The sequence below is a fragment of the Flavobacterium sp. 103 genome (assembly GCF_003096795.1).
In the GTDB taxonomy this organism is placed as follows: Bacteria; Bacteroidota; Bacteroidia; order Flavobacteriales; family Flavobacteriaceae; genus Flavobacterium.
Window position 1 is genome coordinate 1,935,455 of the sequence record NZ_QENX01000001.1, and the last position, 18,603, is coordinate 1,954,057.

The window sequence follows — 18,603 nt, forward strand, 5'->3', positions numbered from 1 at the left end:
TTGCACAGATTTGCACAGATTTTAAATATACAAAAATGAAGTTGGGAATTTAAAAGTAGTTAAAATTTATTACAAAAAACAATTTGTGAAAATTTGTGTAATCTGAGTAATATCTTTTAAAACAAACTTTGTTGCGTTGTTGGATTTTCGTGTTCGAGTAACCATTTTTTTCGCCACAGTCCTCCTGCGTAACCCGTGAGTGAACCATCTGTCCCGATGACTCTGTGGCAAGGAACAACAATCCAAAGTGGATTTTTCCCATTGGCGGAAGCCACGGCACGAATAGCTTTTACATCACCTAAAACTTTTGACTGTTCGAGATATGTTCTGGTTTTTCCGTACGGAATCTCTAATAATGCTTTCCACACTTTTTGCTGAAATTCAGTTCCTTGTGGATTGAGTTTGAAATCAAAATGGGCTCTCTTCCCCTCAAAATAATCATTGAGTTGCAAAACGGCTTGCTGCAAAACTGCTGGAATTTCTATCGAAACTGTTCCTTCATTGGAAACTGAAATTATCGATACGCCATTTTCATCGCCTATAATTGTTGCGACTCCCAAAGGTGTTTTGATGTAGACTGTTTCCATAATTTTGAATAGATTTGAACACAAAGTTATCGCAAAGTTCGTAAAGAATTTAAAAATGATGAAATAAAAAAACCACTCGTTTACACAAATGGTTCTTATTTTTTTTAGCCCCGATAGCAGTGAAAATCCTTTTACTTTTTTCTTTAAAAAGTAAAAGATTGCAGCGGATAGCGGGATTAGCTCCTAAAAATTATTATTTCAGATTGGAATTTATATACGCTTCAACAGCTTTTTGTTCTTCTTCAGTAAATGCTTTTGTGATTTCTAAATTGGCTTGCATTACTGCAAATTGGCTTGGATCAACAATGGCTTCGCCTTCTCCTTTAAGGAAATTAACCATATTTCCGTTTTTCTCTTTGTAGATTTTAGCGATTTCCTGCAAACTTGGACCAATTACTTTTTGATCTACCTGATGACAGGCTATGCAATTTCCTTTTCCTTCGAAAATTTCTTTTCCTAATACTTCTGGCGATTTTTCGGTTGTCGTTTCAGGTTTTCCGAATGGTTCCTGACTTTCTTTTTTGCAAGATAAGAATGCTAAAACGGCGAATATGATTAATACTTTTTTCATTATTTTTACATTAATGTTATTTCATAGCTTCAAAAGTGTATCCATTAAATAATAATTTTGCTACAATTCTATCTGGAAGTGAATTATCACTACTGTAAAGTTCAAGTTCCCCTTTTTCTAAACCTGCAGAACTTACTTTTTCCATACCTGAAATACCACCTCTTAAATTAAAATATTTATTATCTGAAGTAATTATTGTATTTTGAATGTTTTGGTCCGTATTAGGATTTGTATAGCCTGTTTTTGTATTATACCAAGCAGCAACTAGTCTTGCTCTGTTTTGATCTCTATTGTTGTTATCTTTTTCGCTATACAAAGAGTTTACTTCATAAAATGTGTCCGGAGCAAAACCTGCCATAACGGTTTGACTTTTTTTGGTAATTGATCCGATAATAACACTCGTTTCTATACCGTTAACAACTTGAACTTGGAAAATATCTCCTTTTTTAACTGATACTTTTGCTTTTATCATGGCCTCATTTTCAACGTTTAGTTGATTTTTTGTTTTTAAATTGGCATCTGCAAAAATTTTCTCAATATCTGTTGGTGTTCCATTTATAAATTCGGTTACACCTTTTTCATCAAGTCCTGCTTTACTGATAAACTTATATTTATCATTACAAACACTAGCCACAATCGAATTTTCAAAACTCATGCCATGTAATTTTCCATAGTCAATAATTTCATTTGTTTTATTATTCGTTAAGTCAGTTAGAACCATCCACTTAACCGATGAACCGTCAAGTAATGACGTTAACTTTCTTTCAATTGAAAAGACTGGCCTATTATCTAACGAAAGAATTTTATAAACTCTTTTCTCTTTATCTAAAATTGCGACCTCAGTTTTATCAACACTGATTTTGTGCTTTTCAATATCAATATCTTGTGCAGCTGCTGTTAATGAAACAAACATTGTAAATGCAAATAGTACTTTTTTCATATAAATTTAATGTGTAAAATTTTTACAAACATACATATTATTTGCGAAAAATTACTTTCTTAAAAGCATGGCAGCTTCTTTCGCAAAATAAGTCGAAATCAAACTTGCTCCCGCTCTTTTGATGCACATCAATTGCTCCATCATAATTTTGTCATTGTCCAACCAACCTCTTTCGGCAGCGGCTTTGATCATTGCATATTCACCAGAAACGTGGAAAACGGTAACTGGAACATTCACGGCATTTTTGACTTCACGAACGATATCCAAATAAGCAATTCCGGGTTTTACCATTACCATATCGGCACCTTCTTCAACATCGGATAAAGCTTCTTTGATGGCTTCTATGCGGTTGGCATAGTCCATTTGGTATGTTTTTTTGTCCTTTGGAACGGCAATATCCGCTTCTCTAGGCGCACTGTCCAATGCATCACGAAAAGGCCCGTAAAACGCAGAAGCATACTTTGCCGAATAACTCATAATTCCAACGTTGTGAAATCCTGCGGCGTCCAATCCTTCGCGTAAACGCAACACGCGTCCGTCCATCATATCCGATGGCGCTACAAAATCGGCTCCGGCCTCAGCATGAGAAACAGCCATTTTTACCAAAGCGGCAACGGTAGAGTCATTTTCAACATCACCATTGGTAATAATTCCGTCGTGGCCATAAATAGAATACGGATCCAAAGCCACATCCGGCATCACAATCATCTCCGGACAAGCCGATTTGATGGCACGAATGGCTTGCTGCATTAAGCCGTCTTTATTCCAAGCTTCTTTTCCAGTATTGTCTTTTAAATTCTCGCTTACTTTTACGTAAATATTGACTGCACGTATTCCTAATGCATAAATTTCCTTAACCTCAGCTACCGTTAAATCTATCGAACGACGAAAGATTCCCGGCATGGACGGTATTTCAACCTTTACGTTTTCTCCTTCGGCGATGAACATAGGAAACATAAAATCGGTTGGGCTTAAAGTGGTTTCTCTAACCAAAGAACGAATGGATTCGCTAACTCTTAAACGGCGGTTTCTGTGTAATGGGAACATAATGATTTTAGATTTTAGATTAACGATTGCTGAATTATGATTTTAAACAACTTGGCGACAACAGAAAAAATCTGCAATCACAAATCGTTAATCATCAATCTGCAATCCATTCTTTAGGATTTTCTAATACTTTCAATAACTTTTCTTCTTCGCTTCCCGCCTCCGGATGATGATCGTAAACCCATTGCACATTCGGCGGTAAGCTCATCAGGATACTTTCTATCCTTCCGTTCGTTTTTAATCCAAATAAAGTGCCTTTATCGTGCACCAAGTTGAATTCGACATAACGTCCTCTTCTTATTTCTTGCCATGTTCTGTTCTCAGTAGCATATGGCAGGTTTTTTCTTCTTTCAACTATTGGAACATAGGCTTCAAGAAAACTATTTCCAACTTCTGTAACAAAGTTAAACCAATTTTCCATTGACATTTCGTTTGTTGCTTTGCAATAATCAAAGAATAATCCACCTATTCCGCGGGCTTCGTTGCGATGTGCGTTCCAAAAATAGGCATCACATTGTTTTTTATATTTAGGGTAAAACTCAGGGTTGTGTTTATCACAAGCCGTTTTACAGGTTTGATGAAAATGAATAGCATCTTCCTCAAACAAATAATAAGGCGTTAAATCCTGTCCTCCGCCAAACCATTGCTGAATCACGTTTCCGTTGTCATCATACATTTCGAAATAACGCCAATTAGCGTGAACCGTTGGTACCATTGGATTTTTTGGATGCAAAACCAAACTCAAACCACAGGCAAAAAAATCGGCTTCACCTACATTGAATAGTTTTTGCATTGAATCTGGCAATTTTCCGTGCACTGCCGAAATATTGACACCACCTTTTTCGAAAACTTTTCCGTTTTCGATTACGCGGGTTCTTCCTCCACCGCCTTCCGGGCGTTCCCAAAGATCTTCACGGAATTTAGCTTGCCCGTCAACGGCTTCTAATCCTGCAACGATTGTGTCTTGAAGGTTTTTTATATATGAGAAAAATTTATCTTTCATTTGTTAATTCATATAATTCCATATTCAATGGAAGTTCATTCGTTGGTGTAAACTCATCGATTAATGTTCTTTGCCAAATAAAACCATTATTTTCAGCCACTTTAATGCTTCCAAAATTAGTTTTGTGAGCAATAATTTGGAGCGTTTTTAATTCTAATTCGTTATATGCAAAACTTGAAATGACTTTTACCACTTTACTAATCAAACCTTTTCCTTCAAAATTATTTTCGATGCAATACGCAAGTTCACCAATTCTATTTGTCCAATCAATCTTTTTAATGATAATCAACCCAATGATTTTTTGAGTATCAATTTCTCTAATTGCGAAGGTGAAATTTATTTTCTGTTGAATTTCCCTATCTTTAGTTTCAATATATACTAAGGACTTTTCAAGTGTTACATTATCTGAAAGAGTACGCGGAAAAAATTTAGTAAACCGTTCCGTATTCTGAATCATAAACACATGTAACTGACTTGCATCAATGGGTTTCAGTTTATCAATAATGACATTTTCTGTGATTATCATTTACTTTATAAATTTGCTTTTGCTAAAGCTATTTTATTAATAATCCCAAACGAAAAAGTCTTGCTTTCCTGTTGAATATAATTATAAATGGCAATTGCTTTTTGCGAAAAAACAAACTGGTTTTCCTTGGAAAAAGCAACCAAAAAATCGGCAAATAACTCTAATTGATTCCAATCTAAATGAAGTCGTTGCAAGTGAACTATCAATTCTTCTTCGCCAAATTCATTAAGACTCTCGACATTCATAGCTAAGTCTTTTAATTCATTTTCCAAGAAAAGAAGGTCTTCTAAATTCCAAAACTTAGGCACATAAACCAATGACATCAGCTTTTTGAGCACGTTGTCAATCCGAATACTTTCCTGGTCTCTTAAGCCTTTGTTTAGCATTTTTTAATAATATTTATACTGTTTTCCGCCATTTTGAATCTCAATTTTTTGGATCCTATCAAATTCAACTTTTCCAGCAATTGGAATCATTCTTGATTTTTGACCAATTAAAAAACCATTTTCTAATGCAATAGTATCGAAATAGAAGGTTGTTCTTTTTCCATCCTTTAAGGTAAACCTAGTTTCTAATTTCGGTGAATTATCAAGAATAATACGATGTGTATTTTCATCAACAACTACTATCTTTTTAAGCTGATTAGCTTTATAAACCAATGGTGAATATTCATTCATCGGATTCCTTACTTTCACTTCTCTAAAAGATTCTAGATTGACTCCATCAAATTGTTCTTTAAAACTTTCTGGCGTTATTGTATAAGTTGTTCTTGAGAACAATGACAAAAATCGTTGTAAAATTGTCTTTTCCATTTACTGATTATATTCCTTCACCGCATCAATAAATGCTTTGGCGTGATCTACGGGAATGTTTGGTAAAATTCCGTGTCCTAAGTTCACGATGTATTTGTCTTTTCCGAATTCGTCAATCATTTCGTGAACCATTTTCTTGATAGTCGGAATTGGCGAAAGCAATCTTGAAGGGTCAAAATTTCCTTGTAATGTAATATTTCCACCTGAAAGGTATCTAGCATTTCTTGGAGTACAAGTCCAATCTACTCCAAGTGCAGAAGCTTTACTTTTCCCCATTTCACCTAAAGCAAACCAACATCCTTTTCCGAAAACAATAACTGGAGTAACCTCAGCCAAAGCATCAACAATTTGGTTAATGTAATTCCAAGAGAATTCTTGGTAATCTACTGGTGAAAGCATTCCTCCCCAAGAGTCAAAAATTTGAACAGCATTTACACCCGCTTTTACTTTTTCTTTTAGGTATAAAATAGTGGTATCGGTGATTTTTTGCAATAAAGTGTGCGCAGCCACTGGGTTTGAGAAACAAAATCCTTTGGCAGTATCAAAACTTTTAGAACCTTTTCCTTCAACGGCATAACAGAAAATCGTCCAAGGCGAACCTGCGAAACCAATTAAGGGCACCTCATCATTCAGCATTTCTTTGGTCAATTTTATGGCATCAAAAACATAACCTAAAGTTTCATTTACATCCGGAACATACACCTGATTTACCTGTTCCATCGTACGAATTGGATTTGGGATAATCGGGCCCAAATTGTCTTTCAATTCTACGTGAATTCCCATAGCTCTTGGCACTACCAAAATATCCGAAAACAAAATTGCGGCATCTGGAGCAATTCTGCGGATTGGTTGTACCGTGATTTCGGCAGCTAATTCTGGAGTTTCGCAACGAGTGAAAAAATCGTATTTGTCACGCAAAGCTCTAAATTCCGGTAAATATCTTCCGGCTTGACGCATCATCCAAACTGGTGGGCGTTGTACTGTTTCTCCTTTTAACGCTTTTAAAAATAGGTCGTTCTTTATCATTTTGTTTTTTTTATCCTGCAAGGTTTTTTTTAAACCTTGTAGGTATACATTATTTAATTTTACTTTTCAAATCATACCTACAAGGTTTGAAAAAAACCTTGTAGGAATATATGCTTATTTATACTCAGCTATCACATCCTCAATCACGTCTTCAACACTTGGTTGATCTGCAACGATAATATTTTTTGTTATTTTATCCAATGCCTCTGCGGTTGTTTCGCCTATGCAAAAGCAGTTTTCTTTCTTTATAACATTGTCTTTCAAATAACTTTCAACGGCTGAAGGACTAAAAAACAAAATTGCATCGATTTTCTCCTTAATCTTTATCGGAGTCAATAACGTTTCATAAACCTGAATCTCATTGAATTTTATCCCTGCTGCTGCCAAAGCTTTTGGTAATGTTTCTTTACGCAGATTTCCACTAAAGAAAGTGTAGCTTTCTTGGCTATAAATCAAAGCGATTATCTCGGCTAAATCGGCAGCATAACCCGTGTAAGCAACCACATTGAACCCAGCTTCAGATAATAGAATTTTCGTTTTTAATCCAACGCAAAAAACATTTTTAGTTTTCAAATTGTCAACATCTGAATTTTCTAAAACACTTTGTGCCGCATTTTGACTGGTAAAAATCAAATTGTCGTTGATGGCATTGAGTTCGAATTCTTGCTTCTTAGTCGAAATGAAATCCTCTTCGAATACTTCAAAATCAGCGTTTAGAAGTTCTCGTCGTTGCATATCCGACAGCGTTTTGGTAGATAATATAACTGTTTTACTCATTTTTTGTTTTTTGAATCATTCTGGAAAAGACAATTGTTTCTCTTTTAGCCCCGATCGAAGGGAAAATCCCGTCTCGTCTTTTCGACGAGTAAGGATTGGAATGAGAGCGGGAACCCATCTTCCCAAAAATGTCCCAATCTTTCGCTCCTTATTTTTTCAAAGCTACTTTTATCGTTGCCATCAATTCAGTTCCGCCGTTTCCGAAGATTTCTTGAGCCGAGTTATAACCAAGCTTTTTCCATTCTTCGATGGGAACGACTTTGTTGACTTCAATTTTTTGTTTACCGTCAATCGAAAATAACACTCCGTTGAAATGGATGGTATCTTCGATCTCGTTATATTTTGCCAAAGCTCCAATAGGTGCCGTACAACCGCCTTCGAGGGTTTTCAAGAATTGTCTTTCGATATGAGTACACACTTCGGTTTCGATATCGTTGAGCTGCGCAACGGCATCTCGAGAAAAATCATCGTTCGCCATTGCCACAACAACCATTGCTCCTTGTGCAGGCGCAGGAATCATCCAATCGAGATTGATATAGTTTTCTGGTTTCAGGTTAATGCGCTCCAATCCTGCAGCGGCAAAAACGGCTCCGTTCCAATCGTTTTCCTTTAGTTTTTGCATTCTAGTGTTTACGTTTCCGCGCAAATCGACTACGTTGTGATTCGGATATTTATTCCACCATTGGGCTTGACGGCGTAAGCTTCCTGTGGCGATAGTTCCTTTTCCGTCTAAAAAATCAAGATTTCCTTTGTGAACCAAAATGTCCAAAGTATTGGCTCTTTCGAGAACCGCACCTTGAACGATGCCAATCGGTAAAGCGGTTGGGACGTCTTTCATCGAATGCACAGCAATATCCACTTGGCCATTTATCATAGCAATATCCAATGTTTTGGTAAAAATTCCTGTGATTCCAAGTTCGTACAGCGGTTTGTCAAGAATGATATCTCCTTGTGATTTTACGGCAATGATTTCGGTTTTATAACCTAAATCGTTTAGCTTTTTTTCTACCGTGTGGGCTTGCCATAACGCGAGTTCGCTATCACGGGTTCCAATACGTATTGTTTTTTCTGCCATTTTTAGTTTTTTTACCATTAAGATATTAAGGAACATTAAGCTTTGTGTTGAATGTAAGTTAATTAAGTTTTAAAACGTTTAACTTAATTTTCTTAATCTCTTAATGGTTCAATTTCTTTACGGCAATGTTTATGTTTAATCTATTAATCTTGCAAAATAATCATTTACAAGTAGTTTCATTGATTTTGTTATGTTTAAAGTGTTAAAATTAATTAATAAACCTTGAGGTCTTTGTAACAATTTCATATACGTAAGTAATTGTGCTTCGTGAATTGGCAAAAGGTTTTCTATCGCTTTTAATTCAACTACTACACAATCATTTACCAGTAAATCAATTCTTAGATCAGATTCTAATTCAAGGTCATAATAATCTATTTTAACAACTAATTGTTGTTTAACATCATATCCATTTTGTTCTAATTCATATTTAAGGCATTGCTCATAAATGCTTTCTAAAAGTCCAGGCCCTAATGCTTTATGCACTTTTATAGCAAAACCTGTAATTTCATAAGCTAATTGTGTAACCTCTTTTTTTGTCATAGAACTTTTTTCTTTTTACCATTAAGATATTAAGCTTATTAAGTTTGCTTTTATAAATACAAAACTTAATTTTTCTTAACCCCTTAATGGTTTATTTTTTCGTCAAAGCTTAATTAACTTAATATCTTAATGGTTAAATTTTATTTGTAGCTGCTATTTGAAAAACTTTTTCGATCCAATCGATGCTCTCATCTACCATTGTGTCTTCATTTTTAAGATGGTTGGCAAAATGGGTCGTAATTTTTTGAATGATTCTGGAACTGATGATTTCGGCTTGTTCTTCGTTGAAGTTGGACATCTTTTTGCTTTGAAAGTCTAACTCCGAATTTTTAATCGTATTCAACTTCTCTTTCAAGGCATTTATGGTTGGCGCAAACTTTCTTACTTTGGTCCAGGCGATAAATTCCTCCTTTATTTCTTCAATAATAGCCTCTGCTGCTGGGATATGGGCTTTTCTGTTTTCCAAAGTTTCGTCGGTCATTTGTGACAAATGATCCATATGAATCAAAGTAACTCCTTCAAGGTCTTTGACGTTTTCATTGACATTTTTAGGAATTGATAAATCCAAAATCAACATCGGCTTTTTCAAATTCAAAATAGCTTTGTCGATAGTAGGGTTTTGGGCGCCCGTAGCAACCACCACCACATCCGCTTTTTGCAGTTCAATATGCAGTTCCGAGTAATCCTTAACAATCAGGTTCAACTTTCCTGCCAATTTCTCGGCTTTGTCTTTGGTTCTGTTGATTAAAGTGATGTGTTCGTTTTTGGTGTGTTTTACTAAATTCTCACAGGTATTTCTTCCGATTTTTCCTGTCCCGAAAAGTAAAATATTCTTGTTTCCAATGTCTGGAACGTTCTTGATAATGTATTGAACCGATGCAAAAGACACTGAAGTGGCTCCTGAACTGATTTCGGTCTCATTTTTGATTTTTTTGCTGGATTGTATTACAGCATTAACCAATCGTTCCATAAAAGCATTGGCTAAACCCATTGCTTTGGCTTCGGCAAAACCATTGCGAATTTGACTGATGATTTCAAAATCGCCCAGAATTTGGCTATCCAAACCTGTTCCAACGCGGAATAAGTGCGAAATAGCTTCTTGATTTTTATAAACATAAGCGACTTTTTGAAAATCTTCAACGGTACCGTTGCTGTTCTCACAAAGTAATTTTATTAATTGAAAAGGGTGTTCGGCATAGCCGTAGATTTCAGTTCTATTGCAGGTCGAAGTCACAAATAAACTTTGGATGCCTTCCGTTTTGGCTTGTTCGAGCAAACGTGTTTTAGATAAAGTGTCTAAACTAAATTTACCTCTTATCTCGGCATCGGCTTTTTTGTAGCTAAGACCAACAGAGTAAAAATAGTGATGCTTCGAAACGTTATGATTTTCCATATATACACTTTAACTTAAAGTGCTACAAAAATATTACTAAGGTTTCGATAAAAGTAACGCTAAAAGTTCTTTTTGTGTCGCTGCATGCTTTTTTGGATTTAATTCGTTGTTTTATAATAAAAACTGTTATTTTTGTGGCACTATCAAGGCTCGAATTTCGATTTATTTAGAGCGATTCTAAATAAAAGCTTTCGGAAAAAGTCATTTTTTTATTCAAAAAATATCGCTATGGGTTCACAAGAAATTATAACAATCGAAGAAGATTTTACATTAATTCGGTTTCAAAATGATAGTTTAGAAACTTTTCAAGCCAAACACGAAGTGAGTAATGGCTTGATTCAATTTCATTTCGGATTGAAGGGGAAGGCAAAATTCAACTTTAATCAAGGGAGTTATATATTGGATTTGAACGAGGAGAAATCCTATTTGTTCTACAATCCACAAAAAGAATTACCCCTCAATTTGGAATTGGCACCTAATACTTGGGTAATTTCGATTTTAATTTCGATTCAAAAATTTCACCGATTATTTTCTAATGATGCAGGACACATTCCATTTCTGAGCGACGAGAATAAAGACAAAAAATATTATAAAGAAGGAGACATCAGTCCATCAATGGCGATTGTTTTGAGTCAATTGTTTCATTATAATTTAAATCCTTCGATCAAGAATTTATATTACAAAGGCAAAGGATATGAGCTGTTAAGTTTATATTTCAACCGTTCTGAAGATCCGAATGCCGAACAATGTCCGTTTTTGATTGATGAAGAAAATGTCTATAAAATTAAAAAAGCCAAAGAAATCATCATTGCCAATATGGCCGAACCTCCAGGATTGCAAGAATTGGCAGACGAAATAGGCTTGACTTTAAAGAAACTCAAAATGGGTTTCAAGCAAATTTATGGCGACACCGTTTATGGCTACCTTTTTGATTACAAAATGGATTATGCACGTCAATTGCTGGACAGCGGTTCCTATAATGTCAATGAAGTGGGGTTAAAAATTGGTTACAGCACCGGAAGTCATTTTATAGCGGCTTTCAAAAAGAAATTTGCCACTACCCCAAAGAAATATTTGATGTCTATTAATTCGAATCTTTAAGGATATTTCAAATTAATTGAATAGAATATCAAATTTACATATTCAACAATAATTAAAAAATAGTTAACTCCAATTTATCCAAAAGTATGATTAGCTACTTTTGGAACATCAAAAAAATTTAACAAATGAAAGGCGTATTATTAGTCAATTTAGGTTCACCAGAAAGTCCAACTCCCAAAGATGTAAAACCTTATTTAGATGAATTTTTAATGGACAAATACGTGATTGACGTTCCGTATTTGTTGAGAGCTTTATTGGTACGTGGCATTATCCTTAGAAACAGACCCGAAAAATCGGCTGCCGCTTACGCAAAAATATGGACTGACGAAGGCTCACCATTAGTAGTCATTTCTAAAAGAATGCACGAAAAAGTAAAGCCACAAGTTGATGTTCCTGTTGCTTTGGCGATGCGTTACGGAAATCCTTCAATGTTGGCAGGTCTTCAAGAATTGCACGACAAAGGTGTTACCGAAGTAATGCTTTTCCCATTGTATCCGCAGCACGCGATGGCCTCTACAACCACAATATTAGTTTTAGCTGAAGAATTGCGTAAAAAACATTTTCCAGAAATGAAATTTACCATCGTTCCTGCTTTTTACAACAAGCCCGACTACATCAAAAACTTAGCTGATTCTATCAAAAAAAGCCTAGAGAACTTTGAATACGACCATTTATTATTCTCTTACCATGGTATCCCGGAACGCCACATTCGCAAAACAGATATAACCAAATCACATTGCAAAATTGATGGTACTTGCTGCAACACGCCTTCGCCTGCACATGAATTTTGTTACCGCCATCAATGTTATGAAGTGACAAAGCTGGTTGTAGCCGCACTAGGAATTCCTAAAGACAAATACAGCCAGACTTTTCAGTCTCGACTGGCTGGTGACAAGTGGTTAACACCATATACCGATGTTGAAATCAACAAAATGCCTGAGAAAGGAATTAAGAATCTAGCTGTGGTAACACCCGCTTTTGTTTCGGATTGTTTAGAGACTCTCGAAGAAATCGCCATGGAAGCCAATCACCAATTCAAAGAACACGGAGGCGAAAATTTCTTGGCTATTCCCTGCTTGAATGATAGCGACGAATGGTGCGCTACGGTAAGCAATTGGATTAACGAGTGGGCAAAAGTAGAGTTGATTGCTGATTTATGATTAACGATTTGTGATTGCTGATTTCCGTAACAGCCTAAAAACTTTTACCAATTCAAAATCAACATAATCAAAAAAACATCAAAATCGGAGCAATCTAAAATCATAAATCAGCAGTCTAACATCATAAATCAAAATGGCCGTAACCTCCGAAGAATTAGGAACGCAAGACATAAAGAAACTCTTGATTAAACAAGCGGTTCCTTCTTCTATTGGTATCTTATTCATGTCGGTTAACATCCTTATCGATACCATATTTGTGGGACAGTGGATTGGTTCACTAGCCATTGCTGCGCTCACCGTTGTTTTACCCATAACGTTTCTGATTTCGTCATTAGGAATGGCAATTGGCGTGGGCGGAGGTTCTGTCCTGTCAAGAGCTTTAGGTTCCAACGACAAGGAGAAAGCCAAGCATACTTTTGGTAATCAGATTATGTTGACATTTTTATTGTCGATGCTATTTTCTATTTTGGGATTGATTTTTAGCGAACAGATGTTGTTGCTTTTTGGAGCCAAAGGCGCGATTATGGAACCCGCAAGAGAATTCTTCATCCCCATCATCATTAGTGTACCTTTTTTGGCGCTCTGTATGATGGGAAATAACATTATTCGTGCCGAAGGCAAAGCTAAGTTTGCCATGGTAGCCATGATAATTCCGGCATTTGTAAATATTGTCCTTGATATCATTTTTATCAAATTGATGAACTTGGGTGTATTCGGTGCCGCATTTGCAACTTCCATTTCTTACTTTATGTGTTTTGCGTTTGTCTTTTGGTTTTTTGTGTCCAAAAGTGAACTACAACTGAAAACAAAACATCTAAAATTTCAGATTCCAATTTTAAAAGAAATCACCAAATTGAGTTTTGTTACTTTCTCGAGACAGGGAGTAGTAAGCATACTGGCCATTATATTGAATCACACTTTATACATTTACGGAGGCGAACATTCTATAACTGTTTATGGAATTATAAGTCGAATGTTGATGTTTGCCCTGTTCCCTATTCTGGGAATTACACAAGGGTTTTTACCCATAGCAGGTTTTAATTATGGTGCTAAAAACACTAAAAGAGTTCATGAAAGCGTGGTTATTTCGATCAAATATGCGGCTTTGCTGGCTACTATTATTTTTGTTATGATTTTATTCTTTGCTCAATCAATAGTGACCGTTTTTACAAATGACCCAAAAGTAATTGCCGAAACCCCAAACGCATTACGCTGGGTATTTGCTGCTTCACCCATTATTGCCATTCAGCTTATTGGAGCAGCCTACTTTCAAGCAGCAGGAAAAGCCAAGAAAGCTTTATTTTTGACATTGACCAAACAAGGTTTTTTCTTAATTCCTTTGGTACTTATATTACCACATTTTTTAGGTATTTTTGGAGTATGGATTGCATTTCCTATTGCCGACGTGCTTTCAACCATAATAACAGCCTATTTCCTCAAAAAAGAAATGAATATCAATCCCATAACAGCAACCGATGGATTACTATAATTACCTCAAATCCCTACACCTCATCTTTGTCATCACCTGGTTCGCAGGTTTATTCTATATCGTTCGATTATTTGTTTACCAAATAGAAGCATCCGATAAACCTTCACCCGAAAAAGAAATTCTCCAAAAACAGTATAAAATAATGTCTTACCGATTGTGGTATATCATTACTTGGCCATCTGCCGTATTGGCTAGCTTTTTTGCTTTTTGGATGCTGTTTTTTACCGATTTGGGAAATGCCTGGTTGCAAATGCCATGGATGCATGTAAAACTTGGCTTTGTTTTTGTACTATATTTATATCATTTAAAATGCCAACAAATTTTCAGTCAATTGCAGAGAGACGAAGTAAAATACACTACCAATTTCATGCGTTTGTGGAACGAAGTAGCCACCATAATTTTATTCGCAGTCGTGTTTTTGGTCATATTAAAAAATGCGGTGAACTGGATTTACGGCGTAATTGGTATTTTCTTATTTTCGATTACTATTATGTTTGGTTTTAAATTTTACAAAAGGATCAGGGAGCGAAATAAATCGTAATTATGCTTAGAAATTTTAAGATTCCTATAATTTCATTACGTGTCAGAATCTTTCTTTCAATGGTTGTATTAATCATTGCGACCTCCCTTTTGCTCATAACCATTTCCATCTTTCAATATAAAAGCGTCGCCAAAGAATACAATCAAAAGCGCATTGAAAGCATGGAATATTATGTAAAAAAGCATATCAATTATATGCTTTCCAATACTACATACCCACTAACAGATGACAATATCAAATTAATCTTTAAGGATAAAATCCATGAAATATCCGATATTCAAAATGCTGAAATACAGATATATTCCTTGGATGGAAAACTACTGAAATCCTCCAAAGAATCATTTTCGGTGGTGACACAAACCCCAATAATATCAAAATTCATACTGCGCTTGGTCAATGCTTCCATTGATAAAAGATTTGTCGAAGTCAAAACCATTAATGGTATAAAATATCGTTCTTCTTACAGCCTTATAAAAAACAAAAAATTCAAACCCATTGGAATCCTAAAACTACCCAATGTTCCCGACGATGGCTATTATGAAAAAAAATTAAACAATTTCTTTGTTAGTTTGGTACAGGTGTATGCCCTTATGATTGCCTTGGCTTTTGGATTGGCTTATTTACTTTCTTCCTTTATCACCAAACCTATCTATGATTTTGCCGAAAAATTAAGGGATACCAGTTTGAACCAAAAGAATGAAAAAATACCTTTTTCGGCCAAAATCAAAGAGATCAATATGCTATTGCACGCCTACAACAGGATGATTGAAGAACTCGAAAGAAACGCCATAAAACTAGCTCAAAACGAAAGAGATTTGGCCTGGAGGGAAATGGCCAAGCAGGTGGCTCACGAAATCAAGAATCCGCTAACGCCAATGCGACTCACTATTCAGAGTTTTCAACGAAAATTTCATCCGGAAGATCCAAATATTAAACAAAAACTAAACGATTTCTCTGAATCCTTAATTCAGCAAATAGACACGATGAGTGCCGTTGCATCTGCCTTTTCTGATTTTGCTTCGATGCCTGCCCAACAAAATGAAATGCTGAATGTAGTTGAAGTCGTAGAACTGACCTTGGATATTTTTCATGAAGATTTTATTGTTTTTGAATGTTCCGAAAAAGATATTATTTCCAAAATTGACCGTACGCAGCTCATTAGAGTGATTACGAATTTGGTTAAAAATGCCATACAGGCCATTCCGGAAGATCAAGAAACCAAAATGATATTGGTTACCATCCAAAGAATAAAAAAAGAAGTCATTATCACTATAAAAGACAATGGAACCGGAATAAGTCCTGAACATATCGACAACATCTTTGAACCCAAATTCACTACCAAAAACAGCGGAATGGGTTTAGGTCTTGGAATTATAAAAAACATTATCGAAAACTACAACGGAACAATTACCTTTGAATCTAAATTTGGAAGAGGTACCATCTTTACCGTTACCCTACCCATCATTAACTCATAACTATAACACAATGAACTACGACAATCTTTTAATTACATTGGAAAACAACATTGCAACCGTTGTTATCAACAGACCAAACAAACTAAACGCTTTGAATATTGCAACGATTAATGATTTGCACAAAGCGATAAAAATATTGGGCAAAAACAAAGAAATTCAGGTTATCATACTTACGGGTAGTGGTGAAAAAGCATTTGTAGCCGGTGCAGACATTTCGGAATTTGCTCATTTCACCATCGAAGAAGGCACACAACTGGCTTTTCAGGGGCAAGAATTGCTTTTTAATTATATTGAAAACCTAAAAACTCCGGTTATAGCAGCCGTTAATGGATTTGCATTAGGAGGCGGACTGGAATTGGCGATGGCCTGTCATTTTAGAGTCGCTTCAGACAATGCCAAAATGGGACTTCCTGAAGTTTCCCTTGGCGTGATTCCGGGTTACGGAGGGACACAACGTTTACCGCAATTAATTGGTAAAGGTCGTGCAATGGAAATGATTATGACCGCCGGAATGATTACTGCCGACGAAGCCAAACAATACGGATTGGTAAATCATGTAGTTCCACAAACCGAATTAATCGAATTTTGTACTGGAATTGCCCAAAAAATCATAAAAAACTCTCCTTTTGCGATTGGAAGAGCCATAAAAGCCATCAATGCTAATTTTACCGAAGGGAAAAATGGCTATGAAACCGAAATCAAAAACTTTGGAAAGTGTTTTGGAACCGAAGATTTCAACGAAGGAACCAAAGCGTTTTTGGAGAAAAGAAAAGCTGTTTTTACGGGGAAATAGTATCAAACCATTTTAATAACCTACATGAATAAATTAATTTTAGTGTTGGGAGCTGTATTGATCTCCTTTTCAACTTTTGCTCAAAATATACCTTTTAAAATACAAAAAAGTGAACTTTTTAAAGATGAATTCAAAAATTCTGCAATTGTTTTTACAAAAGAAAACAAAAATGGAGGAGTACTAATTGTTCGTTCTTATAGTAGTTCAGGCTTTTCAAATAATGAAGGTTTTTATATTGAAAATTATGATTCAAATTTAATACAGAACAAAAAATTTGAATTTGAAATGAAACATCCTAACTATCAGAAATTCAATCTTGTTGTGGGAATCTGTTCATTCGAAAATGAAGTTCAAATAATTGAAATGTACTATGATTTAAATCAAAAGGTATATGTATGTCAGTCAAATTGTATTGACGAAGATTTTAAAATAACCAAAAAAGAATTATTTCGAATAACAAATGAAGAAATAAAAAAAATTGGATATTTTACTTTGGAGTCAACATTTTATAATCGGATGCATAAAATATGGACAAATGATAATTCAGGCAAATTTGACGAAGAATCAGAAAATTTTTTCACAATCAGTAATAAGGTAAATCTTTCAGAAAAAGCCAAGTCAGAAATTGTAATGACAGTGAATGAATCAAATAATGCTTTTGCAATTGCAATAGATTATAATGGTAGAAAAGGAGAATATTTAAAATTGTATTTGTTTGACTATAAATTAAATAAAAAAATAGAAACTGAATTCTCAAGAGAAATCAAAGATATAAAATATGCTTTTCAAAACATTCAAGTCGACCCAAATGGAAGTTATATTTATTTATTAGGAAAATCTTACAATGACATCCAACAGAAAAAAAAGGAGGGTGGAAAATATTTATTTGAAGTAACAAAAATTGGTCCTGATGCTCAAAAATCTCAATTAATTGATACCAAAGAAAATTTTATTGGCTCTTTAAAATCTATTTTTCATAATAATCAGCTTATTTGCATTGGATTTTATTCTGAAATTAATGATTATAAATATAAAGGAATTAGCTATTTTAAGTTAGACACCAATTCTCTAGAAATTTTTGGGGCAAAATACAATCCGTTTTCAGAACAATTTATGATTGATAAATATGGTAAAGAAAAAAATAAAGAGTTGAAATATCTAACCTATAAAAACTATTTTTTCACTAAAAATAATGATTTGATATTTAATGCCCAGGAAGAATATTCAACATCTTCAAACATTGGGGCATTTGGCATGAACGGTGTTGGCGGCGGCAATCAGGCTTATTTTTATCATTATGATGATATTGTATCCGCAAAATTAAGTAACGAAGGCGATTTGGTTTGGGCAAGAAATATTAATAAAAAGGAAGGTTTTCAGCATGAATTAGACAAAAGTTATGTTTCTTACACAGCTACTATTGTCGGCAATAGGCCTTATTACTTTACTAATGCAGGCGAAAAAGTAAAAGAATTAAAAAATAATAGAATAGAATTTAAAGGTTCAAACAAATCCAATCTTAATCTTATCAGAATAAATGATGACGGGGATTTTGAATATGAAAAAATCTTGGGCGATGAAGAAAATGAAGTGCCATTTATGGTTGCAAATGGTATATCAATTGGTAACTCCGTATTTTTCTTAGGAAAAAAAGGAAGCACGAAGCAACTCTTAAAAGTAACTTTGTAAAGTATAAGTATAACAGTGATTGTTTCGTATCCTAATTATTAAATTTTTTGCCTCTGCT

Annotated in this window: 20 protein-coding genes; 7 read left to right on the plus strand and 13 right to left on the minus strand. The window is 34.9% G+C overall.

The features are described 5' to 3' along the window. Positions 1 to 116 precede the first annotated feature (116 nt). From C8C85_RS07750 to hemA, 13 genes are all read right to left on the minus strand, one after another. Positions 117 to 587 carry a methylated-DNA--[protein]-cysteine S-methyltransferase gene (locus C8C85_RS07750; protein WP_116796558.1) on the minus strand — a complete coding sequence of 157 codons (471 nt, stop codon included), beginning with the start codon at positions 585 to 587 and terminating at the stop codon, positions 117 to 119. A 193-nt stretch (positions 588 to 780) separates the two neighbouring features. Beyond that, the gene (locus C8C85_RS07755; protein ID WP_116796559.1) at positions 781 to 1,158 is read right to left on the minus strand and encodes a c-type cytochrome; all 378 of its coding nucleotides are present in this window, start codon (positions 1,156 to 1,158) and stop codon (positions 781 to 783) included. A 16-nt stretch (positions 1,159 to 1,174) separates the two neighbouring features. After that, entirely contained in the window at positions 1,175 to 2,098 is a 924-nt protein-coding gene (locus C8C85_RS07760; RefSeq protein WP_116796560.1) for a hypothetical protein, read from the minus strand. A 51-nt stretch (positions 2,099 to 2,149) separates the two neighbouring features. Further along, positions 2,150 to 3,145, minus strand: coding sequence for a porphobilinogen synthase (hemB, locus tag C8C85_RS07765; protein WP_116796561.1), 996 nt, complete (start codon positions 3,143 to 3,145; stop codon positions 2,150 to 2,152). 94 nt (positions 3,146 to 3,239) lie between these two features. After that, a complete protein-coding gene (gene hemF, locus C8C85_RS07770) occupies positions 3,240 to 4,148 on the minus strand; it encodes an oxygen-dependent coproporphyrinogen oxidase (RefSeq protein WP_116796562.1) in 909 nt (302 codons plus the stop codon). Further along, positions 4,138 to 4,674, minus strand: a complete 537-nt coding sequence (locus C8C85_RS07775; RefSeq protein ID WP_116796563.1) for a GNAT family N-acetyltransferase — start codon at positions 4,672 to 4,674, stop codon at positions 4,138 to 4,140. Before C8C85_RS07775 ends, hemF begins: the two co-directional genes overlap by 11 nt. 5 nt (positions 4,675 to 4,679) lie before the next feature. Then, on the minus strand, positions 4,680 to 5,060 hold the full coding sequence (locus tag C8C85_RS07780; protein WP_116796564.1) for a hypothetical protein: 381 nt from the start codon (positions 5,058 to 5,060) through the stop codon (positions 4,680 to 4,682). Positions 5,061 to 5,063: 3 nt separating this feature from the next. After that, entirely contained in the window at positions 5,064 to 5,486 is a 423-nt protein-coding gene (locus C8C85_RS07785; RefSeq protein WP_116796565.1) for a hypothetical protein, read from the minus strand. Then, positions 5,487 to 6,512 (minus strand): uroporphyrinogen decarboxylase, encoded by a 1,026-nt coding sequence (gene hemE / locus C8C85_RS07790; RefSeq protein WP_116796566.1) that lies wholly within the window; start codon positions 6,510 to 6,512, stop codon positions 5,487 to 5,489. A gap of 114 nt (positions 6,513 to 6,626) precedes the next feature. Then, positions 6,627 to 7,289 carry a uroporphyrinogen-III synthase gene (locus C8C85_RS07795; RefSeq protein WP_116796567.1) on the minus strand — a complete coding sequence of 221 codons (663 nt, stop codon included), beginning with the start codon at positions 7,287 to 7,289 and terminating at the stop codon, positions 6,627 to 6,629. A gap of 148 nt (positions 7,290 to 7,437) precedes the next feature. Beyond that, the gene (hemC, locus tag C8C85_RS07800; protein ID WP_116798429.1) at positions 7,438 to 8,364 is read right to left on the minus strand and encodes a hydroxymethylbilane synthase; all 927 of its coding nucleotides are present in this window, start codon (positions 8,362 to 8,364) and stop codon (positions 7,438 to 7,440) included. A 135-nt stretch (positions 8,365 to 8,499) separates the two neighbouring features. Next, positions 8,500 to 8,904 (minus strand): GxxExxY protein, encoded by a 405-nt coding sequence (locus C8C85_RS07805; protein WP_116796568.1) that lies wholly within the window; start codon positions 8,902 to 8,904, stop codon positions 8,500 to 8,502. A gap of 133 nt (positions 8,905 to 9,037) precedes the next feature. After that, a complete protein-coding gene (hemA, locus tag C8C85_RS07810) occupies positions 9,038 to 10,297 on the minus strand; it encodes a glutamyl-tRNA reductase (RefSeq protein WP_116796569.1) in 1,260 nt (419 codons plus the stop codon). Positions 10,298 to 10,525: 228 nt separating this feature from the next. Between hemA and C8C85_RS07815 the strand changes: the two genes are divergently transcribed. The 7 genes from C8C85_RS07815 to C8C85_RS07845 all read left to right on the plus strand — a co-directional run bounded on the left by C8C85_RS07815 (position 10,526) and on the right by C8C85_RS07845 (position 18,545). Continuing rightward, positions 10,526 to 11,398 (plus strand): AraC family transcriptional regulator, encoded by an 873-nt coding sequence (locus tag C8C85_RS07815; RefSeq protein ID WP_116796570.1) that lies wholly within the window; start codon positions 10,526 to 10,528, stop codon positions 11,396 to 11,398. A gap of 125 nt (positions 11,399 to 11,523) precedes the next feature. Beyond that, positions 11,524 to 12,558 (plus strand): ferrochelatase, encoded by a 1,035-nt coding sequence (gene hemH, locus C8C85_RS07820; protein WP_116796571.1) that lies wholly within the window; start codon positions 11,524 to 11,526, stop codon positions 12,556 to 12,558. 133 nt (positions 12,559 to 12,691) lie between these two features. Further along, positions 12,692 to 14,047, plus strand: a complete 1,356-nt coding sequence (locus C8C85_RS07825; protein ID WP_116796572.1) for an MATE family efflux transporter — start codon at positions 12,692 to 12,694, stop codon at positions 14,045 to 14,047. Beyond that, the gene (locus C8C85_RS07830) at positions 14,034 to 14,588 is read left to right on the plus strand and encodes a CopD family protein (RefSeq protein WP_116796573.1); all 555 of its coding nucleotides are present in this window, start codon (positions 14,034 to 14,036) and stop codon (positions 14,586 to 14,588) included. The genes C8C85_RS07825 and C8C85_RS07830 overlap by 14 nt, the downstream gene beginning before the upstream one ends. 59 nt (positions 14,589 to 14,647) lie before the next feature. Continuing rightward, entirely contained in the window at positions 14,648 to 16,063 is a 1,416-nt protein-coding gene (locus C8C85_RS07835; protein ID WP_116798430.1) for a sensor histidine kinase, read from the plus strand. 10 nt (positions 16,064 to 16,073) lie between these two features. Further along, positions 16,074 to 16,856, plus strand: coding sequence for an enoyl-CoA hydratase/isomerase family protein (locus tag C8C85_RS07840; RefSeq protein WP_116796574.1), 783 nt, complete (start codon positions 16,074 to 16,076; stop codon positions 16,854 to 16,856). Between the two features lie 24 nt (positions 16,857 to 16,880). Beyond that, positions 16,881 to 18,545, plus strand: coding sequence for a hypothetical protein (locus C8C85_RS07845; protein WP_116796575.1), 1,665 nt, complete (start codon positions 16,881 to 16,883; stop codon positions 18,543 to 18,545). The last annotated feature ends 58 nt before the right edge of the window (positions 18,546 to 18,603 follow it).